Origin of the sequence: Variovorax sp. 679, assembly GCF_003952185.1 — a bacterium.
Classification (GTDB): Bacteria; Pseudomonadota; Gammaproteobacteria; order Burkholderiales; family Burkholderiaceae_C; genus Variovorax.
In genome coordinates, this window is sequence record NZ_RXFS01000023.1 from 1 (window position 1) to 18,113 (window position 18,113).

Here is an 18,113-nt window from a genome sequence, read left to right on the forward strand (position 1 = left end):
CTATCGCATCGCCTGATGCGCCGCATGGGAACTTCCCGCTGACAGCCGTCGCACGGATTGACAAGCACCGCTCGCCGCTTTGATACTGAACTCTCAGGTTCATCATTCAAGCGAAGGAGACCCCATGCAAAGGATCGTTCCCTGCCTATGGTTCGACCGCAACGGAGAGGACGCGCTGAAGTTCTACAGCAGCATCTTTCCGAACTCGCGCGTGACCGACACGCTGCTCTGGGGCGATGCCAACCCAAGCCGCAAGGGCTCGCTGCTCACCGCGACCTTCGAGCTCGACGGGCAGAAGTTCATGGTTCTCAACGGCGGGCCGGAATACAAGTTCAACCCGGCCATCTCGATGTTCGTGCCGTGCGAGACACAGGCCGAGGTCGACTACTACTGGGAAAGGCTGCTCGAAGGCGGCGGCCAGCCGGTGCAGTGCGGCTGGCTCACCGATCGCTACGGCGTGTCGTGGCAGGTCGCGCCCACGGCCATGATCCGCATGTTCCAGGACAAGGACGAGGCCAAGGCCAACCGCGCGATGCAGGCCATGATGAAGATGGTCAAGCTCGATCTGGCCGAGGTGCAGCGGGCCTTCGACGGCAAGTAGGCGGCGCGGCGGCTACACCAGCTTGTGGATCGCCTTCTTGCGCCACACCAGCTGGTAGTACGCGGTCTGCAGCAGCAGCATCGCGCCGAAGGTCACGGGGTAGGCCACCCAGATCCCGTCGAGCCCGATGCGGTGGCTCATGACCCAGGCCACCGGCACTTCCACGCCCAGGATGCAGACGATGGAAATCAGCGTGGGCACCAGCACCGAGCCGCTCGCGCGCATGATCCCCGACAGCGCCGAGGCCATGCCGAAGACCACCAGGCTCCACAGCATGATGTGCAGCAGCGTCTGCGCGATCTCGATCACTGGCGCGCTGGTGATGAAGAAGCCCATCAGCGGCCGCGAGAACAGGTAGCCCAGCAGCACGAGCCCGCCGGTCAGCACGAGGTTCATGAGCAGCGCCGTCTTCGCGATGGCGCCGAGCCGGTTGGCGCGGCCCGCGCCGATGGCCTGCGCGCCGAGGATCGACGCGGTGATGGCGATCGAGATGGCCGGGAACTGCACGTACGCCACCACCTGGTTCACAGCGCCGTAGGCCGCCGTGGCATTCGAGCCGAAGCCGTTGACCATCGACAGCAGCACCACCTCGGCCAGCGCCACCACGATCATCTGCACGCCCGTGGGCACGCCGATGCGCAGCACGGCCTTCAGCAATTGCGGTTGGATGCGCAGGTTGCGCATGAACTCCGCATCGGGCGCGAGCGGACTCTTCTGCTGGCGCAGCCGGAAGCCCAGCCAGGTGGTCGCCACGATGAAGGACAGCACCGACGCCCATGCGCCGCTCGCCACGCCGAGTTGCGGAAGCCCGCCCCAGCCGCGGATGAGCGCGGGCGTGACCACCAGCCCGATCAGCGTGGAGATCAGCAGCGTGAAGAGCGGCGTGACGGTGTCCCCCACGCCGCGCAGCATCGCGGTGGACAGCAGGAACAGGAACACGCCCGGCATCGCGATCAGCATGATGCGGGCATAGCGCGTGGAGTCGGCCAGCACGTCGGGCGGCGTGCCCAGCGCGGCCAGCATCGGCGTGGTGAAGGCGCCGCCGAACACGGCGATCACCAGCCCCATCAGCACGCCGACGGTGAGCGTGGTGCCTGCCACGGCCTTGGCCTTGGCGACGTCGCGCGCGCCCCATGCCTGCCCGATGAGCACCGAGGCACCGGCGCCCAGGCCGATGATGAAGGCGATGAAGAAGAACATCACCGGGAAGAAGCTCGACACCGCCGCCAGCGCGCCCACGCCGAGCATCTGGCCCACGTACACGTTGTTCAGCGTGCCCGAGAGCGACTGGAGGATGTTGCTGAGCAACATCGGCGCCAGGAAGAAAAGAAAGACCTTCCACAGGGGCCGCGGTGCGTTGACCGGCGCCACTGGCACGCCTTGCAGGCCGCTGGGGTCCGCGCCGCCGCCGGCGCCGGTTGTCTCGGGTGTTGTTCTCATTGGGTGGGCCAGCCCGCGGCCGACAGTTTCTGCAGATGGGCGCGCACGTCGGCGGGCCAGGGGGCGATCAGCTGGTTGAAGCGTTGCTCCTCGCCGGCGAACAACGCACGGTTGGCTTCCTCGAAGCCAGGCAGGTTGCCCGCGATGGCGGTCATGAAGCGGTAGGTGGCCTCTTGCGCGGCGCGCACGATGTCGCGCCCCGCGTTCACGCGGCGGGCGTCGTCGACCAGCTTGCGCAGCGCGACCGACGCGCCGCCGGGCTGGCGTCCGAGCCAGTCCCAGTGGCGCGGCAGCAGCGTGACTTCACGTGCGATCACGCCGAGCTTGGGCCGGCCGACGCCGCGCGGGGCATCGTCGCGATGCTCGGTGTCGTGGTCGCGCAGTTCGGGCAGCGGCTCGCGCATGTCGAGGTCGAGCTGCGCGCCGGTCTGGTCGTCGAACACGAGATAGGGCCCGGGGTCGTCGCGGCGGCGCAGCTGTTCGAGCACTTCGGCCTTGCTGCCCTGGGCGACGCGCTGGAAGCCGAAGAACACGGTCAGGGTGGTTGGGGAGGTGTCAGATGACATTCGAGTGTTTTGTTCCTGGGGGGTACCAAGGGAAACGAGGTGCGTAATCTACTCGCTGCCGCGCTTTGGTGCGCGTCATCTCGTTGCCATGCGTTGCGTGGGCGTTCGAGGCGTGTTTCAGGGCGTGTTGTAGCCGTTCGGCCCGAAGCACCGGAGCTCTTCCTGCCATAGCGAAAGAAGCCTGTCGAGCTCGGCCTTGCGATCGAAGGCGGGGTCTTCGCGCTCCTTGACCCGGTCGACCACCTCGAAGCTGAAGCGGTCCGCGCCATGCTCGATCCAGTCGCGTCCCAGCGCCTTGCTGCGGTGGGTGCGCATGTTCAGCTCGAAGCGGGCGCGGTTCATCGAGCCTTCGACATCGAGACTGCCGCCCACGTAGACGCGGCCATTCGATTCGTTGCGGATGACGTAGACCCCGGCGGGGCGGGGAGTTTCCTTGTATTGCCGGATGAGGGCGCGGCGGCTTTCCGTAGAGGGGTTCATTTCCTAAATATTACCCGGGCTAAATTAGGTTGGCAATATGCCCGGGTAAAATTGCCCCTCAACCTTCCCTGAATCGCCGCCAGCCTCGGGCAATCCGTCGGTTCAGCGCCCGCACCACGCGCCAGGGTCTGCTCTGGCGGACGAGGGTGAGCACACGGTCTTTCCAGGCCTTCCAGCGCGGATACCAGCGGGCGAACCATGGAATGCGCATCAGCGGCCCTTCGACCAGCTGGAAGATCCGCGCGACGATGGCCGTGCCTACCAGCTTGGCCAGTATCAGCACGGTGAGGGCCGTGGCGGCATGGCCGCGGCTGAACAGGAAGAGGGCCAGCACCTTCACCGGCAGCAGCAGGAGCACCGGCACGAAGAACGCCAGCAGCGCCCCCCAGGGCGGCAGCCGGCGCAGCCTGTCTTCGAGAGCGGCCCACAGGGGAAGGCGGGACAGCCGGGCGGCAAGCGCGGCCAGCGGCTCCCAGCCCCACTCCTCGAAGAGCAGCAGGGGAACGACAAGCGCGGTGGCGATGGCGCGAAGCAGGGCGCGCAGGACGCGCAGCAGGGATGTCATTCCCCGAGGGTAAGGCAACGCGGCCCCGGTCCGCGCCGCCGCCCGGTTGCCCGCCTACTTGTTCGCCGGCACGAAGAAGAGGTATTCGCCGCGGCCCAGTTCAGGCGTGACCTCGTAGCCGGCGCACAGGTCGTCATTGCACTGGATGACGATCACGCGCGGCCAGATCGTCGCTGCCGTGGGATAGCCCGGCATGTATTGCGGTACATGCCAGACGCCCAGGGACCCGACTGGCTGGGCGTTCTCGGTGCCCCGTGCGTTCTGCAGGCCGCTGCCCATGTTCATCCGCTCGACGCGCAGCACGGGCTGCACGGCTGCGGCCGCCGAGGCCGTTGCCGCGCAGCAGGCCGCCAGCCAGAGCAGGAGTACGGTCCTGGTCATTTCGCGCTCCACGCGGTCATTGCGGGACCGTCGTCAACGGGCCCGCGCCGTCGTCGTGCCGGGCGCCGAGCATATGTGCGGCGCGGATGGCGGCCACGTCGCCGGGGTCGATCGGCGTCACCGTCGCGCTGACGACAGGCGTCGCCACGGCGGTCGGCGGCTCTTCCGGCACCATGACAACCTGCTGCGGCGCGGCCTCGGCGACAGGCGCCAGCGGTGGCGGCAGTGGTGCGACCGCTGGGGCGGCGGGAGCGGGCATGGGAGCCGGTGCGACGGCGGCCACGGGTTGCGGCGCCACAGGCGCGGGTGGTACGGGGGGCGCGACCGGAGCCACTGCCACCGGGCGCGGCGGCGAAGGGGGCGCGCCGCTGGCCGACGCCTGCGGACCGTAGGCGGTGACGCGTTCTTCCGCAGTCATCGATTGCGGGCATTTCGTGCCCGTCATCTCGAGGGCGGCCAGGGCTGCGGGGTCCATGCAGTCCATGGCGAGCGAGGCTGCCTTCATGCCCTTGTTCCAGAGCTCGCGGCTCATCTTCAGGCGCTTGCAGTGCTCGTCTGTCCAGGTGGTGCCGAAACTGAGGCCGACGCCCGCGCCATTCGCGCTGGCGCTGGTGCTGCCCATGCAGGTGTCGTTGCTCGTCGTCAGGTTGGGACCGTTGACCGATGGCACGTTCTTGATCGTGTAGCTGCCCCGGTAGTCGATGGTGCTGGTCGTCGCGCCGCTGCTGTTGACGTTCTGGGTCACCGTCGAGGGGTTCGTGGTGTTGAAGTTGACGGCCTGGTTGTTGCCCTGGGCCGAGGTGGTGGCTGAACTCGATGACTGGTTGTTGGCTCCGCCCGCCGTCGTTTGCGCCATTGCGCCCGCGGACAAGCCCAGCAAGGTCAGGACGATAAGTTTTTTCATGTTCTCGACTCCTTTGGTAGCCGGGGAGGGGCGTACCCCTCCCCATTTCTCTGAGTGCAACAACCGGTGCCGGTGAAGTTCAGGGTGCCGATGCGGTGGCGCCAGCGCCAGCCAGGCCGCCGGTGCCGCCACCGTTGCTGAAGCCGCCTGCATTGCCGAGGCTGATGTTCGTCACGCCGAAGGAGCCGCCGGTCGAGCCAGCCGTCGCCGAGGTGGTGGTGCCGTTGATGAAGCCGTTGACGGCGCCCGAAGAGGCGCTGTAGCCCGACGTCGTGCCGGAGGTGCGCGTCACGATGGCAAGACCGCCGCCAGGACCCGCGGCCGTTGCGGCCGTGTTGTTGGTCGTGGAGGTGGCGGTACCGCCGGCACTGCCGCTCACGGAGTTCGGTCCGCCCGCGCTGTAGTTGGCGTTGGATGCCGCACCTGCATTGGCCTGTGCGTTGGCGCCGCCTACGGCCAGGCCGTTGCCGGTCGTCGCGGCCATGCTGGTCACGCTGCCTTGGGTGGTTGCCGAGCCGCTTGCCGAGGCACCGCCGATGCGCAGGCCCGGGAAGCTGACCGCGCCGCCTGCCGCGTTGGCGGTGGCCGACGAGCTGGAGTTGGCTGCGTTGTAGCTGAGTGCGCTGCCGGTGCCGGAGCTGGCTGCCACCGAGCCGGCGGAGCTGGAAGAGCCAGTCGTCGTACTGGTGGCTGCAAGGGCCGTGGTGCTTGTGGCGGAGGCGACGCTTCCGACCAGGACCACTGCGATCGCGATGAGTGTCTTCTTCATGATGCTTCCTCGAGAGTTGGTAGTGAAACGAACCCGATCGCCGGACCACCCGGCCATCAGCTGACGGTCAGTAGCGGGGGCTGAAATGGCATTCCGCGTCGACCGGGGTGCAGTTTCTTGGCAGGGAAGCGAACGAAAAATGCCCAGTGCTGGGTAGAGCAAGGCTATGGCGAAAGGCGTGGTTCGGCCTCTTCGGCGGGGCCTGAAAAAAGGGCTTGTACGTGCGGTGACAGAGGAGGAAAGTACAACTTTCGATGGACAGCGGTCGCGAGTCGCAACAGAATGCAACCAAAGTAATCAAAAAAACTGAAATTCAAAATCTGAATGGAAATGGATTAACTTTTAGTCACGAACAAGATGCACTAGTTGTCACAAAGGGGCTGAAATGGAAAGCGATCTCGACATTTCGTTGACAGATTCAGGGAATGGGTCTAGGAAATATTCGAACCCTGGGCAGTTCGGCGGGCTACTTTCTCCCTCCGCTGATACCCTTCCATGGCCCGATTTCCTTACAGGGCAGCAGACCAAGCCGGTGCGCGTCCTGCTCGTGGACGACGACCCCTTCGTGCGACGCGTCATCGCCCAGGAATTGCTGGGTGACCTGCGCATCCAGCTCGAAGGGCAGGCCGGTACCCTGCGCGAGGGACGCCGACTGCTGATGCAACACGAGTTCGACGTGCTGATGGTCGACATCCGCCTCGGCGACGGCAGCGGATTCGAGCTGATCGAGGAGGCCAAGCGGCATCGCAGCGCGGCCGAGATCATCGTCATTTCCGCGCTCGAGGACGAACCCCAGGTGCTGCATGCCTTCGAGCTCGGAGCTTCCGGCTACCTCGTCAAGAACGCGTGGTTCCAGAGCTATGCGCAGGCCGTGCTGCAGGTGGTGAACGGCGGTGCAGCCATCACTCCGCGGCTGGCCCGCAGGCTGCTCGTGCACCTCGACCACAAGCGCTCCAACGTGAACCCGGTACGCCCGCCGGACAGCAAGGCGACGTTATCCGCACGGGAGCGCGAAGTGTTGCGACTTGTAGCAACGGGCTACGTAACCGAGGAGATCGCGCTGCAGCTCACCATCAGCGCCCAGACGGTTAACGCGCACGTCAAGAACATCTACCGCAAGCTGCACGCCCATACCCGCGCGCAGGCGGTGAGCTTCGCCTCCCACCGGGGACTTCTTTAGGGCATGCCATGCTCGCGCCGCAGGTCCTTCATCTTCCGCACCTTCTGGAAGACCAGTTCGTGTGGTTGTCGATCGGCTCGTGGCTCGTATTGCTGACGTGGCTGTACTCGCGCGTCTCGCGCCGGCGGTTGCTGATGTGGGCGGCGCTGGCCGGCGCGCTGCACCTGACGCCGGTGGCCGCGCAGGTGATCCGGGCCGGTTCCGCCATCACCGTCATGGCGCAGGACATGCCGTTCACCTTCTGGGCCCTGCAGGTGGTCAATGTGCTGGTGCTGGGCATGATCCTGGGCATCTGGTACTTCTCGCAGCGGCGCGCGTCGCGCTACCGGCAGGTCCAGGCGGTGATGGCGGAGCGCCGTCGCATCGCCAACGACCTGCACGACGGCGTCGGCTCCCGGCTGGTGGCGCTGCTGGCCAGCCAGAACCCCGGATCCGGCGGCTCCGACAGCCTCTCGATGGCGCTGCAGGCCTGCCTGCTCGAGCTGCAGATGACGGTGGACGACCTGGACGACCAGGGCGACAGCACCGTCGTCGAGAGGCTGGGCCACCTGCGCTACCGGCTGAGGCCCGCGTTCGAGCGCATGGGCATCGCCCTCGAATGGAGTGTCTCGGCCGAGTCCGAAGCCTTCCCGATACCGGCGGAAACCGCATCGCAGGTCTGCCGCGTGGCGCAGGAAGCCTTGTCCAACGCCTTGCGCCATTCCCGCGCGAGCCGCGTCGAACTGCTCGTCGCGCTGCGGGAGCATGACCGGGCGATGGTGCTCGAAGTGCGCGACAACGGCCGGGGGCTGGGGCCGCCGGGCAGCCTTCCGGCGGGGGAGGAGCGCTTCTCCGGCAGCCTCGGCAAGGGGCTGCGCAGCATGCATTCGCGCGCCGAGGCGATCCGGGCGGAACTCGACATCGGCCCCGTCGCGCCGCACGGCCTGTGCGTGCGCCTGGTCGTGCCCCGCACGGCGGCCGAGTTGCCGCAGGCCGAGGTGCCGCCGGAGCTCGAAAGCAAGCTGTAACACGCCCGCCGGGCCACCCGGGGTGGAAGCCGTACTCGCCTATGGCAAACTCCCGCGCTTTGCCAGGGACGCGCTCAAGACATGCAGAAAATCATTCGCCAGCTCGCCGTCGAGATCAAGGTCGGCGAGAACCAGGTGAAGGCCGCCGTCGAACTGCTCGACGGAGGCGCCACGGTTCCATTCATCGCCCGCTACCGCAAGGAAGCCACCGATGGCCTCGACGACACCCAGCTGCGCGAACTCGAAGCGCGTCTTTCCTACCTGCGCGAACTCGAGGACCGCCGCGTGGCCGTCCTCAAGGCCATCGACGAGCAGGGCAAGCTGACCCCCGAGCTGCGCGCAGCCATCGAGCTGGCGCCCACCAAGCAGGAGCTCGAAGACCTCTACCTGCCGTTCAAGCAGAAGCGCCGCACCAAGGGCCAGATCGCCCGCGAATTCGGCATCGAGCCGCTGGCCGACAAGCTGCTGGCCGACCCCACGCTCGACCCCGCCGTGGAAGCCAAGGCCTTCCTGCAGCCCGCCACCACGCTCGACGACGGCAAGCCGGGCCCCGATTTCTCCACCGTGCCGCTCGTGCTCGACGGCGTGCGCGACATTCTTTCCGAGCGCTGGGCCGAAGACGCCGCGCTGGTGCAGAGCCTGCGCGAATGGCTCTGGAACGAAGGCCTGCTGCGTTCCAGCCTGATGGCCGGCAAGGACGAGAACAACGCCGACGTCGCCAAGTTCCGCGACTACTTCGAGTACGACGAGCCCATCGGCCGCGTGCCCTCGCACCGCGCGCTGGCCGTGTTCCGCGGCCGCGCGCTTGAAATCCTCGACGCCAAGCTGGTGCTGCCCGTGGAGCCCGAGCCGGGCAAGCCCAGCATCGCCGAAGGCCGCATCGCGCTGCACCTGGGCTGGAGCCATTCGGCCCGCCTGTCGGACGACTTGATCCGCAAGTGCGTGGCCTGGACCTGGCGCGTCAAGCTGGCGCTTTCCACCGAGCGCGACCTGTTCACCCGCCTGCGCGAAGACGCCGAGAAGGTCGCCATCAAGGTGTTCGCAGACAACCTGCGCGACCTGCTGCTGGCAGCGCCCGCCGGCCCGCGCGTCGTGATGGGCCTGGACCCGGGCATCCGCACCGGCGTGAAGGTGGCCGTGGTCGATTCGACCGGCAAGCTGGTCGAAACGGCCACCGTGTTCCCGCACGAGCCGCGAAAAGACTGGGAAGGCTCGCTGCACACGCTGGGCAAGCTGTGCGCCAAGCACGGCGTGAACCTGATCGCCATCGGCAACGGCACCGCCAGCCGCGAGACCGACAAGCTGGCCGCCGACCTCATCAAGCTGCTGGCCAAGATGGCTGCGCAGGCCGGCGCGCCCGAAATGAAGGTCGACAAGGTGGTGGTGAGCGAGGCCGGCGCTTCGGTGTACTCCGCCAGCGAATTCGCCTCGCAGGAAATGCCCGACGTGGACGTGAGCCTGCGCGGCGCCGCCTCCATTGCGCGCCGCCTTCAGGACCCGCTGGCCGAGCTGGTGAAGATCGACCCCAAGAGCATCGGCGTGGGCCAGTACCAGCACGACGTGAACCAGAGCGAACTCGCGCGCACCCTGCAGGCCGTGGTCGAAGACTGCGTGAACTCGGTGGGCGTGGACCTCAACACCGCCAGCGTGCCGCTGCTCAGCCGCGTCTCGGGCCTTTCGGCCAGCGTGGCCAAGGCTGTGGTGCGCTGGCGCGAGTCGAACGGCGCGTTCTCCACCCGCAAGCAGTTGCTCGACGTGACCGGCTTCGGCCCCAAGGCCTTCGAGCAGAGCGCGGGCTTCCTGCGCATCCGCGGTGGCGCCGACCCGCTCGACATCACCGGCGTGCACCCCGAGACCTATCCGCTGGTCGAGCAGATCATCGTGAAGACCGGCAAGCCCATCGCCGAGCTGATGGGCCGCGCCGACATGCTCAAGACGCTGAAGCCCGAGCTGTTCGCCAACGAGAAGTTCGGCGTCATCACCGTCAAGGACATCCTGGGCGAACTCGAGAAGCCCGGCCGCGACCCGCGCCCCGACTTCAAGGTGGCGCGCTTCAACGACGGCGTGGAAGACATTGCCGACCTGAAGGAGGGCATGGTGCTCGAGGGCACCGTGAGCAACGTGGCCCAGTTCGGCGCCTTCGTCGACCTCGGCGTGCACCAGGACGGCCTGGTCCACGTGAGCCAGCTGAGCCACAAGTTCGTGAACGACGCGCGCGAGGTCGTCAAGACCGGCGACATCGTAAGGGTCAAGGTGATGGAAGTGGACGTGGCGCGCAAGCGCATCGGCCTGTCGATGAAGCTCGACGCCGCGCCCGCGCGCCGCGACGGCCCGCGCGACAACCGCTTCGAGGGCGCAGGCCGCGGCCAGCAGCAGCAAGGCCGCCGCGACAACTCGCCGCAGCCGGCAGGCCAGATGGCCAACGCCTTCGCCAAGCTGCAGGGGCTGCGCAAGTAAGCCATGCCGCACGGTTCTTGCTGACGCGACCGGCATGACGATGAAAGCCCTGCGCATCTACGCCGGCCCCGCGGCCCGCAAGCACATCGAGCAACACGGCCTGCGCCCGCAGGACGTGCGCACCATTCCCGGTGCGGCCGGCGGGCCGAAGGGCCTGATCCTCGGGCCGCTCGACCGCTTCATCTTCGGCCGCTGGCTGCCGCAGTCGAGCCAGCAGGTGCACCTGGTGGGCGCGTCCATCGGCGCCTGGCGGCTCTCCACGGCATGCCTGGCCGATTCCGATGCCGCCTTCGAGCGCTTCGAGCACGACTACGTGCACCAGCAGTTCGAAGTGCCGCCGGGACAGAAGCGGCTCAGCCCGCGCCAGCTCAGCGAGCGTTTCGCCGAGAGCCTCGAATCCTTCTATGGCGGGCGCATCGGCGAGGTGCTGAGCCATCCGCGCTACCGGCTGCATGTGGTGACATCGCGCGGCCGCCACATCCTCGGGCGCGAGGGCAGGGCGCGTACGCCGGTGGGTTACCTCGGCGCCTTCGCCACCAACAGCCTGCATCGCAAGAGCCTGGGCGCGTGGCTGGAGCGCTGCGTGTTCTCCACGCCCGGCGCGGCGCTGCCTTTTGCCACGCGCGACTTCCGCACGCGCCAGCATGCGCTGAGCGAGGCCAACTTCAACATGGTGCTGCAGGCTTCGTGCTCCATCCCGTTCCTCCTGGCGGCGGTGCACGACATCCCGGGCGCGCCGCGCGGCGCCTACTGGGACGGCGGCATCACCGACTACCACCTGCACCTCGACTACCAGCCGGCCGACGAAGGCATCGTGCTGTATCCGCATTTCCAGCAGGCGGTGGTGCCGGGCTGGCTCGACAAGGGCCTGCGCTGGCGCCACAAGGCCAGCGGCTTTCTCGACCGCATGGTGGTGCTCGCACCCGACCCGGAATGGGTGCGGACCCTGCCCAACGGCAAGCTGCCCGACCGCAAGGACTTCATCCACTTCGCCAACGACGCGCAGGCGCGCATCGGCGCATGGGGCCGCGCCACGCGCGAGGCGCAGCGGCTGTCGGACGAGTTCCAGGACTGGCTTCAGCGCGACGGCGCGCCCGGCATGCTGCCCCTTTGACCCGCCAGCGCCAGCGGCGCGGCGCAGTCGAGGATGTTCACTTCCACCGCATCGCCGACCTTGAGCGCGGCTCCCGCGGGCCAGCGCCCCGTGCCGAGCGAGCGCGTGTGCACCCCGCCGTTGCGGTAGCGCACGACGGCATAGCGCGCATCGGCGCCGCCGTCCGCGCCGCAATCGCGGTCAGCCGTTGCGACCAGATCGCCGGTGCGCCCGACGCTGACGACCTGGGCCGCCCGCCAGCCAGCGGAGTGGTCGAAGGAATGCGCGTCGAAGGCCGAGCAGCCGCCGAGCGCCAGCGCCAGGAGGAAGGTCGCGCGTCGTACGCCCCTCACGGCGCCGGTCCGATCGCCGCCGTGGCCTGGATCTCGACCCGGTATTCGGAGTCGATCAGCTTCGCCCCGACCGTCGCGCGGGCGGGCGTGTGGCCGGCGGGCACCCATTCGTCCCACACCGAGTTCATCGCGGCGTAGTCGCCCACCGTGCGCAGGTAGATCGTCACGCTCACCAAGTCTTTCTTGGTGGCGCCCTGCGTGGCGAGCATGTCGTCGATGTGATGCAGGATCTCGCGCATCTGCCCGGTGATGTCGAGCGACGGGTTCTCGGCCACCTGGCCCGAGAGATACAGCAGGCGCGCGGCGCCCATGTCGACGGTCACCATCTCGCTGAAGCGGGGGCCCATGTCGTGGCGGATGATGTTCATGGCGATGCGGGAGAAATGGAAGAAGACGAGACGATGGCAGGTTGCGGCGTATTCCACCAGCCGCCGCCGAGCGCCTGGAAGAGGGCGGCCGCGTCGGTCAGCCGCAGCGCGCGGGCCTGCACGAGATTGAGCAGCGCCTGCTGCTGCGCCTGCTGCGCGACGCGCAGCGACAGCGCACTGGCATCGCCGAGCTGCACCTGCGTGCGCGTGCGCGCCAGGCTCTGCGAGGCCGTGCGCTCCGCCTTCACGGCCGCCTGCAGTGAACGGGTGTCGGCGTCGATGGCTTCGAGCGTGTTGGCCACGTCCTGGAAGGCGGCGAGCACCGTCGCACGGTATTGCGCCGCCGCCTCGTCGAACGAGGCCCGGGCGGCGGCTTCGCGGTGCTTCAGCGCGCCGCCGTCGAAGATGGGCTGCGTCACGCTCCCGGCCACGGTCCAGAAGAGCGAGGACGCCTTGAACAGATCGGACAGCTTGTACGCCGACGAGCCGTACGAGTTCACGCCCAGCGTCACGTTCGGCAGCCTCGCCGCCACCGCGACGCCGATGGCGGCGCTGGCCGCCTGCAGCTGTGCTTCGGCCGCGCGTACGTCGGGGCGATGCTCGACCAGGCTGGAGGGCAGGGTCAGCGGCAGCTCCGAGGGCAGTTGCAGGGCATCGAGATCGAAACGGGCCTCGACGCCCTGGCTCGGATAGCGGCCCGCGAGCGCGGCCAGCAGGTTGCGCTGCTGTGCGAGCTGCCTGTCGAGCGGCGGCAGCGTGGCCTCGGTGGCAGCCAGCGCGGCCTCCTGTGCGTCGACGTCGGCCGGTGCAGCCTGGCCCAGCGCCAACTGCTTGCGGTAGGCCTGGAGCACTTCCTTCTGCCCCGCAATGATGTTCTGCGTGGCGCGTTGCTGCGCGCGCAGCGAGGCCTCGGTGATCGCGGCAGTCACCACATTGCTGCTCAGCGTGAGCTTCGCGGCCAGCGTCTGGAAGCGCTGCAGCTCGGTCTGCGCCTGTGCGCCTTCCACCTGCCGGCGGGTGGCGCCGAACACGTCGGGCGTGTACGACACCGTCAATTGCGCCGTGTGCAGCGTGTACAGGTTCGCGTTGGACGACACCGGGCTTGCCACCGCGCTGGCCACACGCTGCCGCGTGGGCGAGTAACCCACCGCCACGGTGGGCCAGAAGGCGGCGCGACCGGCCGCCTCGTTCTCCTGCGCCGCACGCAGAGCGGCATCGGCCGCCTCGATGGTCGGGTTGCCGGCCAGGCTTTGCGTGACCAGCGCATTCAGCGGCTCGCTGCGAAAGGCCTGCCACCACTGGGCAGGCACGTCGAGCTCGGGCGACAGGCGCGCCAGCGGCACGCCCTCGGCCTCCTTGCTGGCGGGCGGCGCGGCCGTGTACTGCGCGGGCAGGTCCAGCGACGGTCGCGCATAGTCGGGCCCGACCGCGCAGCCACCCAGCAGCAGCGCGATGCCCGCCGCCGCGGGCGCGGCGAGTCCGAGGCTCGTTGTTCTTGTCTTCTTGCTCATGATTTCGTTCGTCTCCAGCCTTCCTAGCGGTCGCGGCGCGAGCGCGCGCCCCAGCCCTTGCGTTCGAACACGCGTTCCATAGCGAAGAACAGGGTTGGCAGGATGAAGAGCGTGAGCAGCGTCGACACCACCAGCCCCCCGACCACCACCGTCGCCAGCCCGCGCTGCACGTCGGTGCCCACGCCGGTGGCCAGCGCCGCCGGCAGCATGCCGACCGATGCCACCGTGGCCGTCATCAGCACCGGCCGCAGCCGCTCGGTTGCGCCTTCGAGCACCGAGGCCTGCAGCGCGAGCCCTTCGCCGCGCACGCGCCGGAAGTTCGCGACCATGATGATCCCGTTCTGTATCGAGACGCCGAACAGCGCGATGAAGCCCACGGCGGTGGCCACGTTGAGCGTTTCGCCCGCCACGTGCACCGCGATCAGCCCGCCCAGCGTGGCCATCGGCACCACGCCCAGGATCAGCACCACCTGCCGGATCTTGCCGAACTGGAAGAACAGCAGCACCGCCATGATGCTGACCACGATGGCCAGCGACACGCTCAGGCGGGCCTGTGCGCGCTGCTGGTTCTCGAACTGGCCGGCCCACTGCAGGCGGAACTTCGTGGCGTCGAACTTCACCTCCTTCGCGATGCGGTCGCGTGCCTCGTCGAGGTAGGAGGCCAGGTCGCGGTCGCGGTTGTCCACGCGCACCGTGATCTGCCGCTCGTTCATCTCGTGCGAGATGGTGCTTTCGCCGGTCTGCAGCCGGATGTCGGCCACCTGCGACAGCGGCACCTTGGCGCCGCTCGAACTGTTGAGCAGCAGCGCGCCGATGGCCTCGGTGTTGCCCTTGGCGCTCTTCGGCATCTTCACCGACACGTTGTAGGTGCGGTTGCCCGAATACACGGTGATCACCGGCGCGCCGCCGATGCCGGTCTGGATCAGGCTGGCCACGTCGTTTGCATTGACACCGAAGCGCGCCGCCGCCTCGCGGTTCAACTGGATCACCACCTGCGGAATCGGCGGCTCCTGGAACAGCGAGGCCGAGGCCGTGCCGCGCACCGTGCCCAGCAGCTCGACGATCTGGTTGCCGATGCGCCGGCTCTCCTTCAGGTCGTCGCCGTAGATGCGCAGCACCAGCGGGCTGTGCGCGCCGCCCACGGCGTCGTTCACGCCGTCGATGATCGGCTGGCTGATGCCCACGTCGAAGCCCGGCATGCGCGCAAAGCGCTCGGTCAGCGTGCGCACGAAGTCCGCCTTCTTCACGCCGGCCGGCCACTCGCTGTACGGCTTGAGGCCCACGGGCACCTCCATGTGCGAGGGCGTCCACGGGTCGGTGCCGTCGTCGTTGCGGCCGAGCTGCGTCACCACGTACGATACCTCGGGGTACTCGAGCAGCACGTGCCGCAGCTCGGTGGCCATCTCGCTGGCCTTGTCGAGCGACAGGCCCGATGGCAGCTGAACCTGCAGCCACAGGGCGCCTTCGTCGATGTCCGGCAGGAACTCGCGCCCGGCCGTGGCGCCCAGCACCACCACCGCGGCCAGCGCGGCCACGCTCAGGCCGTAGGCGATGGCCGGCACTTCCAGCAGCCTCGCCAGCACCCGGCGGTACGCGGCCGTGAGCCACACCAGCGGCTTGTTGACGAAGGGCTTGCTCGGCTTGCGCAGCGCCACGTAGGCCAGGCTTGGAATGAGCGTCAGCGCGCAGAGCAGGGCGCCCACCAGCGCGTAGCCCACCGTGAAGGCCATCGGCTTGAACAGCTTGCCCTCGGCGCGCTCGAAGGCGAAGAGCGGAAAGTACGCGGTGATGATGATCAGCGTGGCGAAGAAGATCGGCCCCGACACGTGGCTCACCGTCTCGAGGATGTTGCCCTCGGTGAGCGTGGCGTTCGGCTCTTCCTCGCGTCGCCGCAATATCGCTTCCATCACCACGATGGCGCCGTCCACGATGATGCCGAAGTCGATCGCGCCCAGCGAGAACAGGTTGGCCGGCATGCGGGTGAAGTGCATCACGATGAACACCGTCACCAGCGACATCGGAATGGCCACCGCAGCCACCACCGCGCTGCGCGGACTGCCCAGGAAAAGAATGAGCACGAAGCACACCAGCGCCATGCCTTCGAGCACCGTGTGCGTCACCTTGTCGACCGTGAGCTTCACCAGGTCGTCGCGGTCGATGTAGGGCACGATCTTCACGCCCATGGGCGCGAGCTCGGCCTGCAGCTCGTCGATCTTCTTGTGCACGCCTTCCAGCACGCGCGAGGGGTTCTCGTACTTGAGCATCAGCACGATGCCTTCGATGGTGTCCGGGTTGGTGTCCTTGCCGAGGATGCCGCCGCGCTCCTGGTGGCCGAACTGCAGCCGCCCGAGGTCGCGCACCTGCACCGGCGAGCCGTTGCTCTGCGCCACCACCACCGTGCCCAGGTCGTCCAGCGTGCGGATCTGGCCGATGCCGCGAACCACATAGCTCTGGTCGCCGCGCGCGATGCGCCCGCCGCCGGCGTTGGCGCTGTTGTTGTTGATGGCCGTGACCACGTCGTTGAGCACCAGCCCGTACTTCTGCATGCGCGACGGGTCGAGTTCGAGCTGGAACTCCTTGGTGAATCCGCCGAAGTTGTTGATGTCCACCACGCCGGCCACCTGCTTGAGCGCGGGAATCACCTTCCAGCGCTGCAGCTCCGACAGCTCCATCAGGTTCTTCGTGTCCGACTCCAGCGTGTAGCGATAGATCTCGCCGGCCGGCCCTGCCACAGGGCCCAGGCCGGGCTGCGCGCCCGAGGGCAGGCTGACCTGCCCGATGCGCTCGGTCACGCGCTGGCGTGCGAAGTAGTCGTCGGTGCCGTCCTTGAAGGTCAGGGTGATGAGCGACAGCCCGAAGGTGCTGCTCGAGCGGATCGAGGCCAGCCCCGGCGTGTTGCTCAGCGCGCGCTCCAGCGGCGTGGTGATCTGCTGCTCGATCTCCTCGGCGGCCAGGCCGTTGACCTGCGTGGTGACCTGCACGTTCACGTCGCCGAGGTCGGGGTACGCCTCGACCGTCATCTGCGTCCACGACCACGCACCGAAGAGCACCAGCGCCACCGACATCGCCCAGGCCAGGTGCCTGCGGCGGAAGAACTGGGTGATGATGAGATTAATCATTCAGCAGCACACCACCACGAACCACCACGCGCTCGCCCGCGGCCAGGCCGCTGCGGATGCGTACCCTGTCGCCGTCTTCGCGGCCCAGCTCCACCGTGCGCCGAACGAAGGTCCAGGGCTCGGCCTCGACGAAGACGCTCACGCTGTCGTTGTTCATCAGCAACGCCGAGGCCGGCACCTGCGGCTGCGAGCCCTGCGGCACGCCGAGCACCGCGGTGGCGAACATGTTGGGCTTGAAGAGCCCGTCGGGGTTCGCAAAGACGATGCGCGCGCGGGCACGGCGCGTGTCCGCGTCGAGCACCGCGCTCACGAAGGCGACCTTGCCGGTGAAGCTGCGGCCCGGGTAGGCGGCCAGCGTGACCACCACGTTCTGCCCAGGTGCGACTGTGCCGACCACGCTCTCGGGCACATTGACCGTGACCCAGACCGAATCGAGGTTCGACACCGTCATCAGCACCGCGTTGGCGTCGTTCAGGTTCGCGCCCGCGGCGGCATTCAGCGCCGTGACCGTGCCGGCCATGGGCGCGACGATCTTCAGCACCTGGCCGGCCTGCGCGCCGCCGCCTTCCGCACCCAGGCTGCGCAGGCGGGCTTCGCTGCGTTGCAGTTCGGCGGTCTGCTGGGCGACGCTGCTGCGGGCGGCTTCCACGTCCTTCATGGCGTTGGAGCCGGCCTCGTTCACGCCGCGTGCCCGGACCAGCGCGCGCTGCGCCAGGTCGAGCGCGTCGCGGGCCTTCTGCGCGTCGGCCACGGCCTGCGCCAGGTCGGGCGAGCTCATCGTGGCGAGCAACTGGCCGCGCTTGACGGTATCGCCCAGGCGCACCTTCAGCTCGAGCAGCCGGCCGGTCAGCGGCGGCAGGATGTTGACGGTGCTGGCCGGGTTGGCTTCCACCGTGGCGGGCAGGCTGACCTCGTGCGGCAGGGCGTCCTGGCCGACCGTGGCGACCAGCAGCCGCTCGCGCAGCGGGGAGCCGGCGGGCACGCTCAGGCGGTTGCCCTGGCGCACCAGCATCGGCGCCGGAGCGGCGGCCGCCGTGGTGGCGGCATGGGCGGGGTTGTCGAACGAGTCGACGCACAGGGCCGCGCAGGTCATCAAGCCGAAGACGATGCGTGCGGGTGTGATCTGGTAGAGGGATTTCTTCTTCATCGCGATACGGACGTCGCGGGACGGGCGCGCCGTGCATGGGACCTCTTCCCATGCCCTCGATCCGCTCCCGTCTCCTGCCGGGGAGCGTATGAAATGGCGCCTGAAGAAGCTCCCAAGAAATCCTGAAGAAATCTTCAGGAAGCGCCGTCCGGCCTCCCCGGCAGGGTGAAGT

Annotated in this window: 17 protein-coding genes; 5 read left to right on the top strand and 12 right to left on the bottom strand. The window is 68.2% G+C overall.

Annotation, left to right across the window (positions count from 1 at the left end; genetic code table 11):
• Nucleotides 1–124: 124 nt before the first annotated feature.
• On the top strand, nucleotides 125–601 hold the full coding sequence (locus tag EJO71_RS33120; RefSeq protein WP_125952929.1) for a VOC family protein: 477 nt from the start codon (nucleotides 125–127) through the stop codon (nucleotides 599–601).
• Between the two features lie 12 nt (nucleotides 602–613).
• Here EJO71_RS33120 and EJO71_RS33125 read toward each other — a convergent pair whose 3' ends face one another.
• From EJO71_RS33125 to EJO71_RS33155, 7 genes are all read right to left on the bottom strand, one after another.
• The gene (locus EJO71_RS33125; protein ID WP_125952928.1) at nucleotides 614–2,041 is read right to left on the bottom strand and encodes an MATE family efflux transporter; all 1,428 of its coding nucleotides are present in this window, start codon (nucleotides 2,039–2,041) and stop codon (nucleotides 614–616) included.
• Nucleotides 2,038–2,607 (bottom strand): DUF2239 family protein, encoded by a 570-nt coding sequence (locus tag EJO71_RS33130; protein WP_125952927.1) that lies wholly within the window; start codon nucleotides 2,605–2,607, stop codon nucleotides 2,038–2,040. The genes EJO71_RS33125 and EJO71_RS33130 overlap by 4 nt, the downstream gene beginning before the upstream one ends.
• A gap of 117 nt (nucleotides 2,608–2,724) precedes the next feature.
• A complete protein-coding gene (locus tag EJO71_RS33135; protein WP_125952926.1) occupies nucleotides 2,725–3,087 on the bottom strand; it encodes a GIY-YIG nuclease family protein in 363 nt (120 codons plus the stop codon).
• A 58-nt stretch (nucleotides 3,088–3,145) separates the two neighbouring features.
• Nucleotides 3,146–3,652 (bottom strand): hypothetical protein, encoded by a 507-nt coding sequence (locus EJO71_RS33140; RefSeq protein ID WP_125952925.1) that lies wholly within the window; start codon nucleotides 3,650–3,652, stop codon nucleotides 3,146–3,148.
• A 54-nt stretch (nucleotides 3,653–3,706) separates the two neighbouring features.
• Nucleotides 3,707–4,033 (bottom strand): hypothetical protein, encoded by a 327-nt coding sequence (locus EJO71_RS33145; protein WP_125952924.1) that lies wholly within the window; start codon nucleotides 4,031–4,033, stop codon nucleotides 3,707–3,709.
• Nucleotides 4,034–4,049: 16 nt separating this feature from the next.
• Nucleotides 4,050–4,937: a hypothetical protein gene (locus EJO71_RS33150; protein ID WP_125952923.1), complete on the bottom strand. Its 888-nt coding sequence runs from the start codon at nucleotides 4,935–4,937 to the stop codon at nucleotides 4,050–4,052.
• 79 nt (nucleotides 4,938–5,016) lie between these two features.
• Nucleotides 5,017–5,706, bottom strand: coding sequence for a hypothetical protein (locus tag EJO71_RS33155; RefSeq protein WP_125952922.1), 690 nt, complete (start codon nucleotides 5,704–5,706; stop codon nucleotides 5,017–5,019).
• 385 nt (nucleotides 5,707–6,091) lie between these two features.
• Here EJO71_RS33155 and EJO71_RS33160 point away from each other — a divergent pair, with 385 nt between their 5' ends.
• The 4 genes from EJO71_RS33160 to EJO71_RS33175 all read left to right on the top strand — a co-directional run bounded on the left by EJO71_RS33160 (nucleotide 6,092) and on the right by EJO71_RS33175 (nucleotide 11,464).
• The gene (locus tag EJO71_RS33160; protein ID WP_125952921.1) at nucleotides 6,092–6,886 is read left to right on the top strand and encodes a response regulator transcription factor; all 795 of its coding nucleotides are present in this window, start codon (nucleotides 6,092–6,094) and stop codon (nucleotides 6,884–6,886) included.
• 8 nt (nucleotides 6,887–6,894) lie between these two features.
• The gene (locus tag EJO71_RS33165) at nucleotides 6,895–7,893 is read left to right on the top strand and encodes an ATP-binding protein (protein ID WP_125952920.1); all 999 of its coding nucleotides are present in this window, start codon (nucleotides 6,895–6,897) and stop codon (nucleotides 7,891–7,893) included.
• A gap of 81 nt (nucleotides 7,894–7,974) precedes the next feature.
• Nucleotides 7,975–10,350, top strand: a complete 2,376-nt coding sequence (locus tag EJO71_RS33170) for a Tex family protein (protein WP_125952919.1) — start codon at nucleotides 7,975–7,977, stop codon at nucleotides 10,348–10,350.
• 40 nt (nucleotides 10,351–10,390) lie between these two features.
• On the top strand, nucleotides 10,391–11,464 hold the full coding sequence (locus EJO71_RS33175; protein ID WP_125952931.1) for a phospholipase: 1,074 nt from the start codon (nucleotides 10,391–10,393) through the stop codon (nucleotides 11,462–11,464).
• Here EJO71_RS33175 and EJO71_RS33180 read toward each other — a convergent pair.
• The 5 genes from EJO71_RS33180 to EJO71_RS33200 are packed head-to-tail and all read right to left on the bottom strand — an operon-like array spanning nucleotide 11,428 to nucleotide 17,941.
• On the bottom strand, nucleotides 11,428–11,796 hold the full coding sequence (locus EJO71_RS33180; RefSeq protein WP_125952918.1) for a hypothetical protein: 369 nt from the start codon (nucleotides 11,794–11,796) through the stop codon (nucleotides 11,428–11,430). The genes EJO71_RS33175 and EJO71_RS33180 overlap by 37 nt on opposite strands.
• Nucleotides 11,793–12,164, bottom strand: a complete 372-nt coding sequence (locus EJO71_RS33185; protein ID WP_125952917.1) for a RidA family protein — start codon at nucleotides 12,162–12,164, stop codon at nucleotides 11,793–11,795. The genes EJO71_RS33180 and EJO71_RS33185 overlap by 4 nt, the downstream gene beginning before the upstream one ends.
• The gene (locus tag EJO71_RS33190; RefSeq protein ID WP_125952916.1) at nucleotides 12,161–13,675 is read right to left on the bottom strand and encodes an efflux transporter outer membrane subunit; all 1,515 of its coding nucleotides are present in this window, start codon (nucleotides 13,673–13,675) and stop codon (nucleotides 12,161–12,163) included. The genes EJO71_RS33185 and EJO71_RS33190 overlap by 4 nt, the downstream gene beginning before the upstream one ends.
• Nucleotides 13,676–13,698: 23 nt before the next feature.
• On the bottom strand, nucleotides 13,699–16,794 hold the full coding sequence (locus tag EJO71_RS33195; RefSeq protein ID WP_125952915.1) for a CusA/CzcA family heavy metal efflux RND transporter: 3,096 nt from the start codon (nucleotides 16,792–16,794) through the stop codon (nucleotides 13,699–13,701).
• A complete protein-coding gene (locus EJO71_RS33200; RefSeq protein WP_125952914.1) occupies nucleotides 16,787–17,941 on the bottom strand; it encodes an efflux RND transporter periplasmic adaptor subunit in 1,155 nt (384 codons plus the stop codon). The genes EJO71_RS33195 and EJO71_RS33200 overlap by 8 nt, the downstream gene beginning before the upstream one ends.
• Between the last annotated feature and the right edge of the window lie 172 nt (nucleotides 17,942–18,113).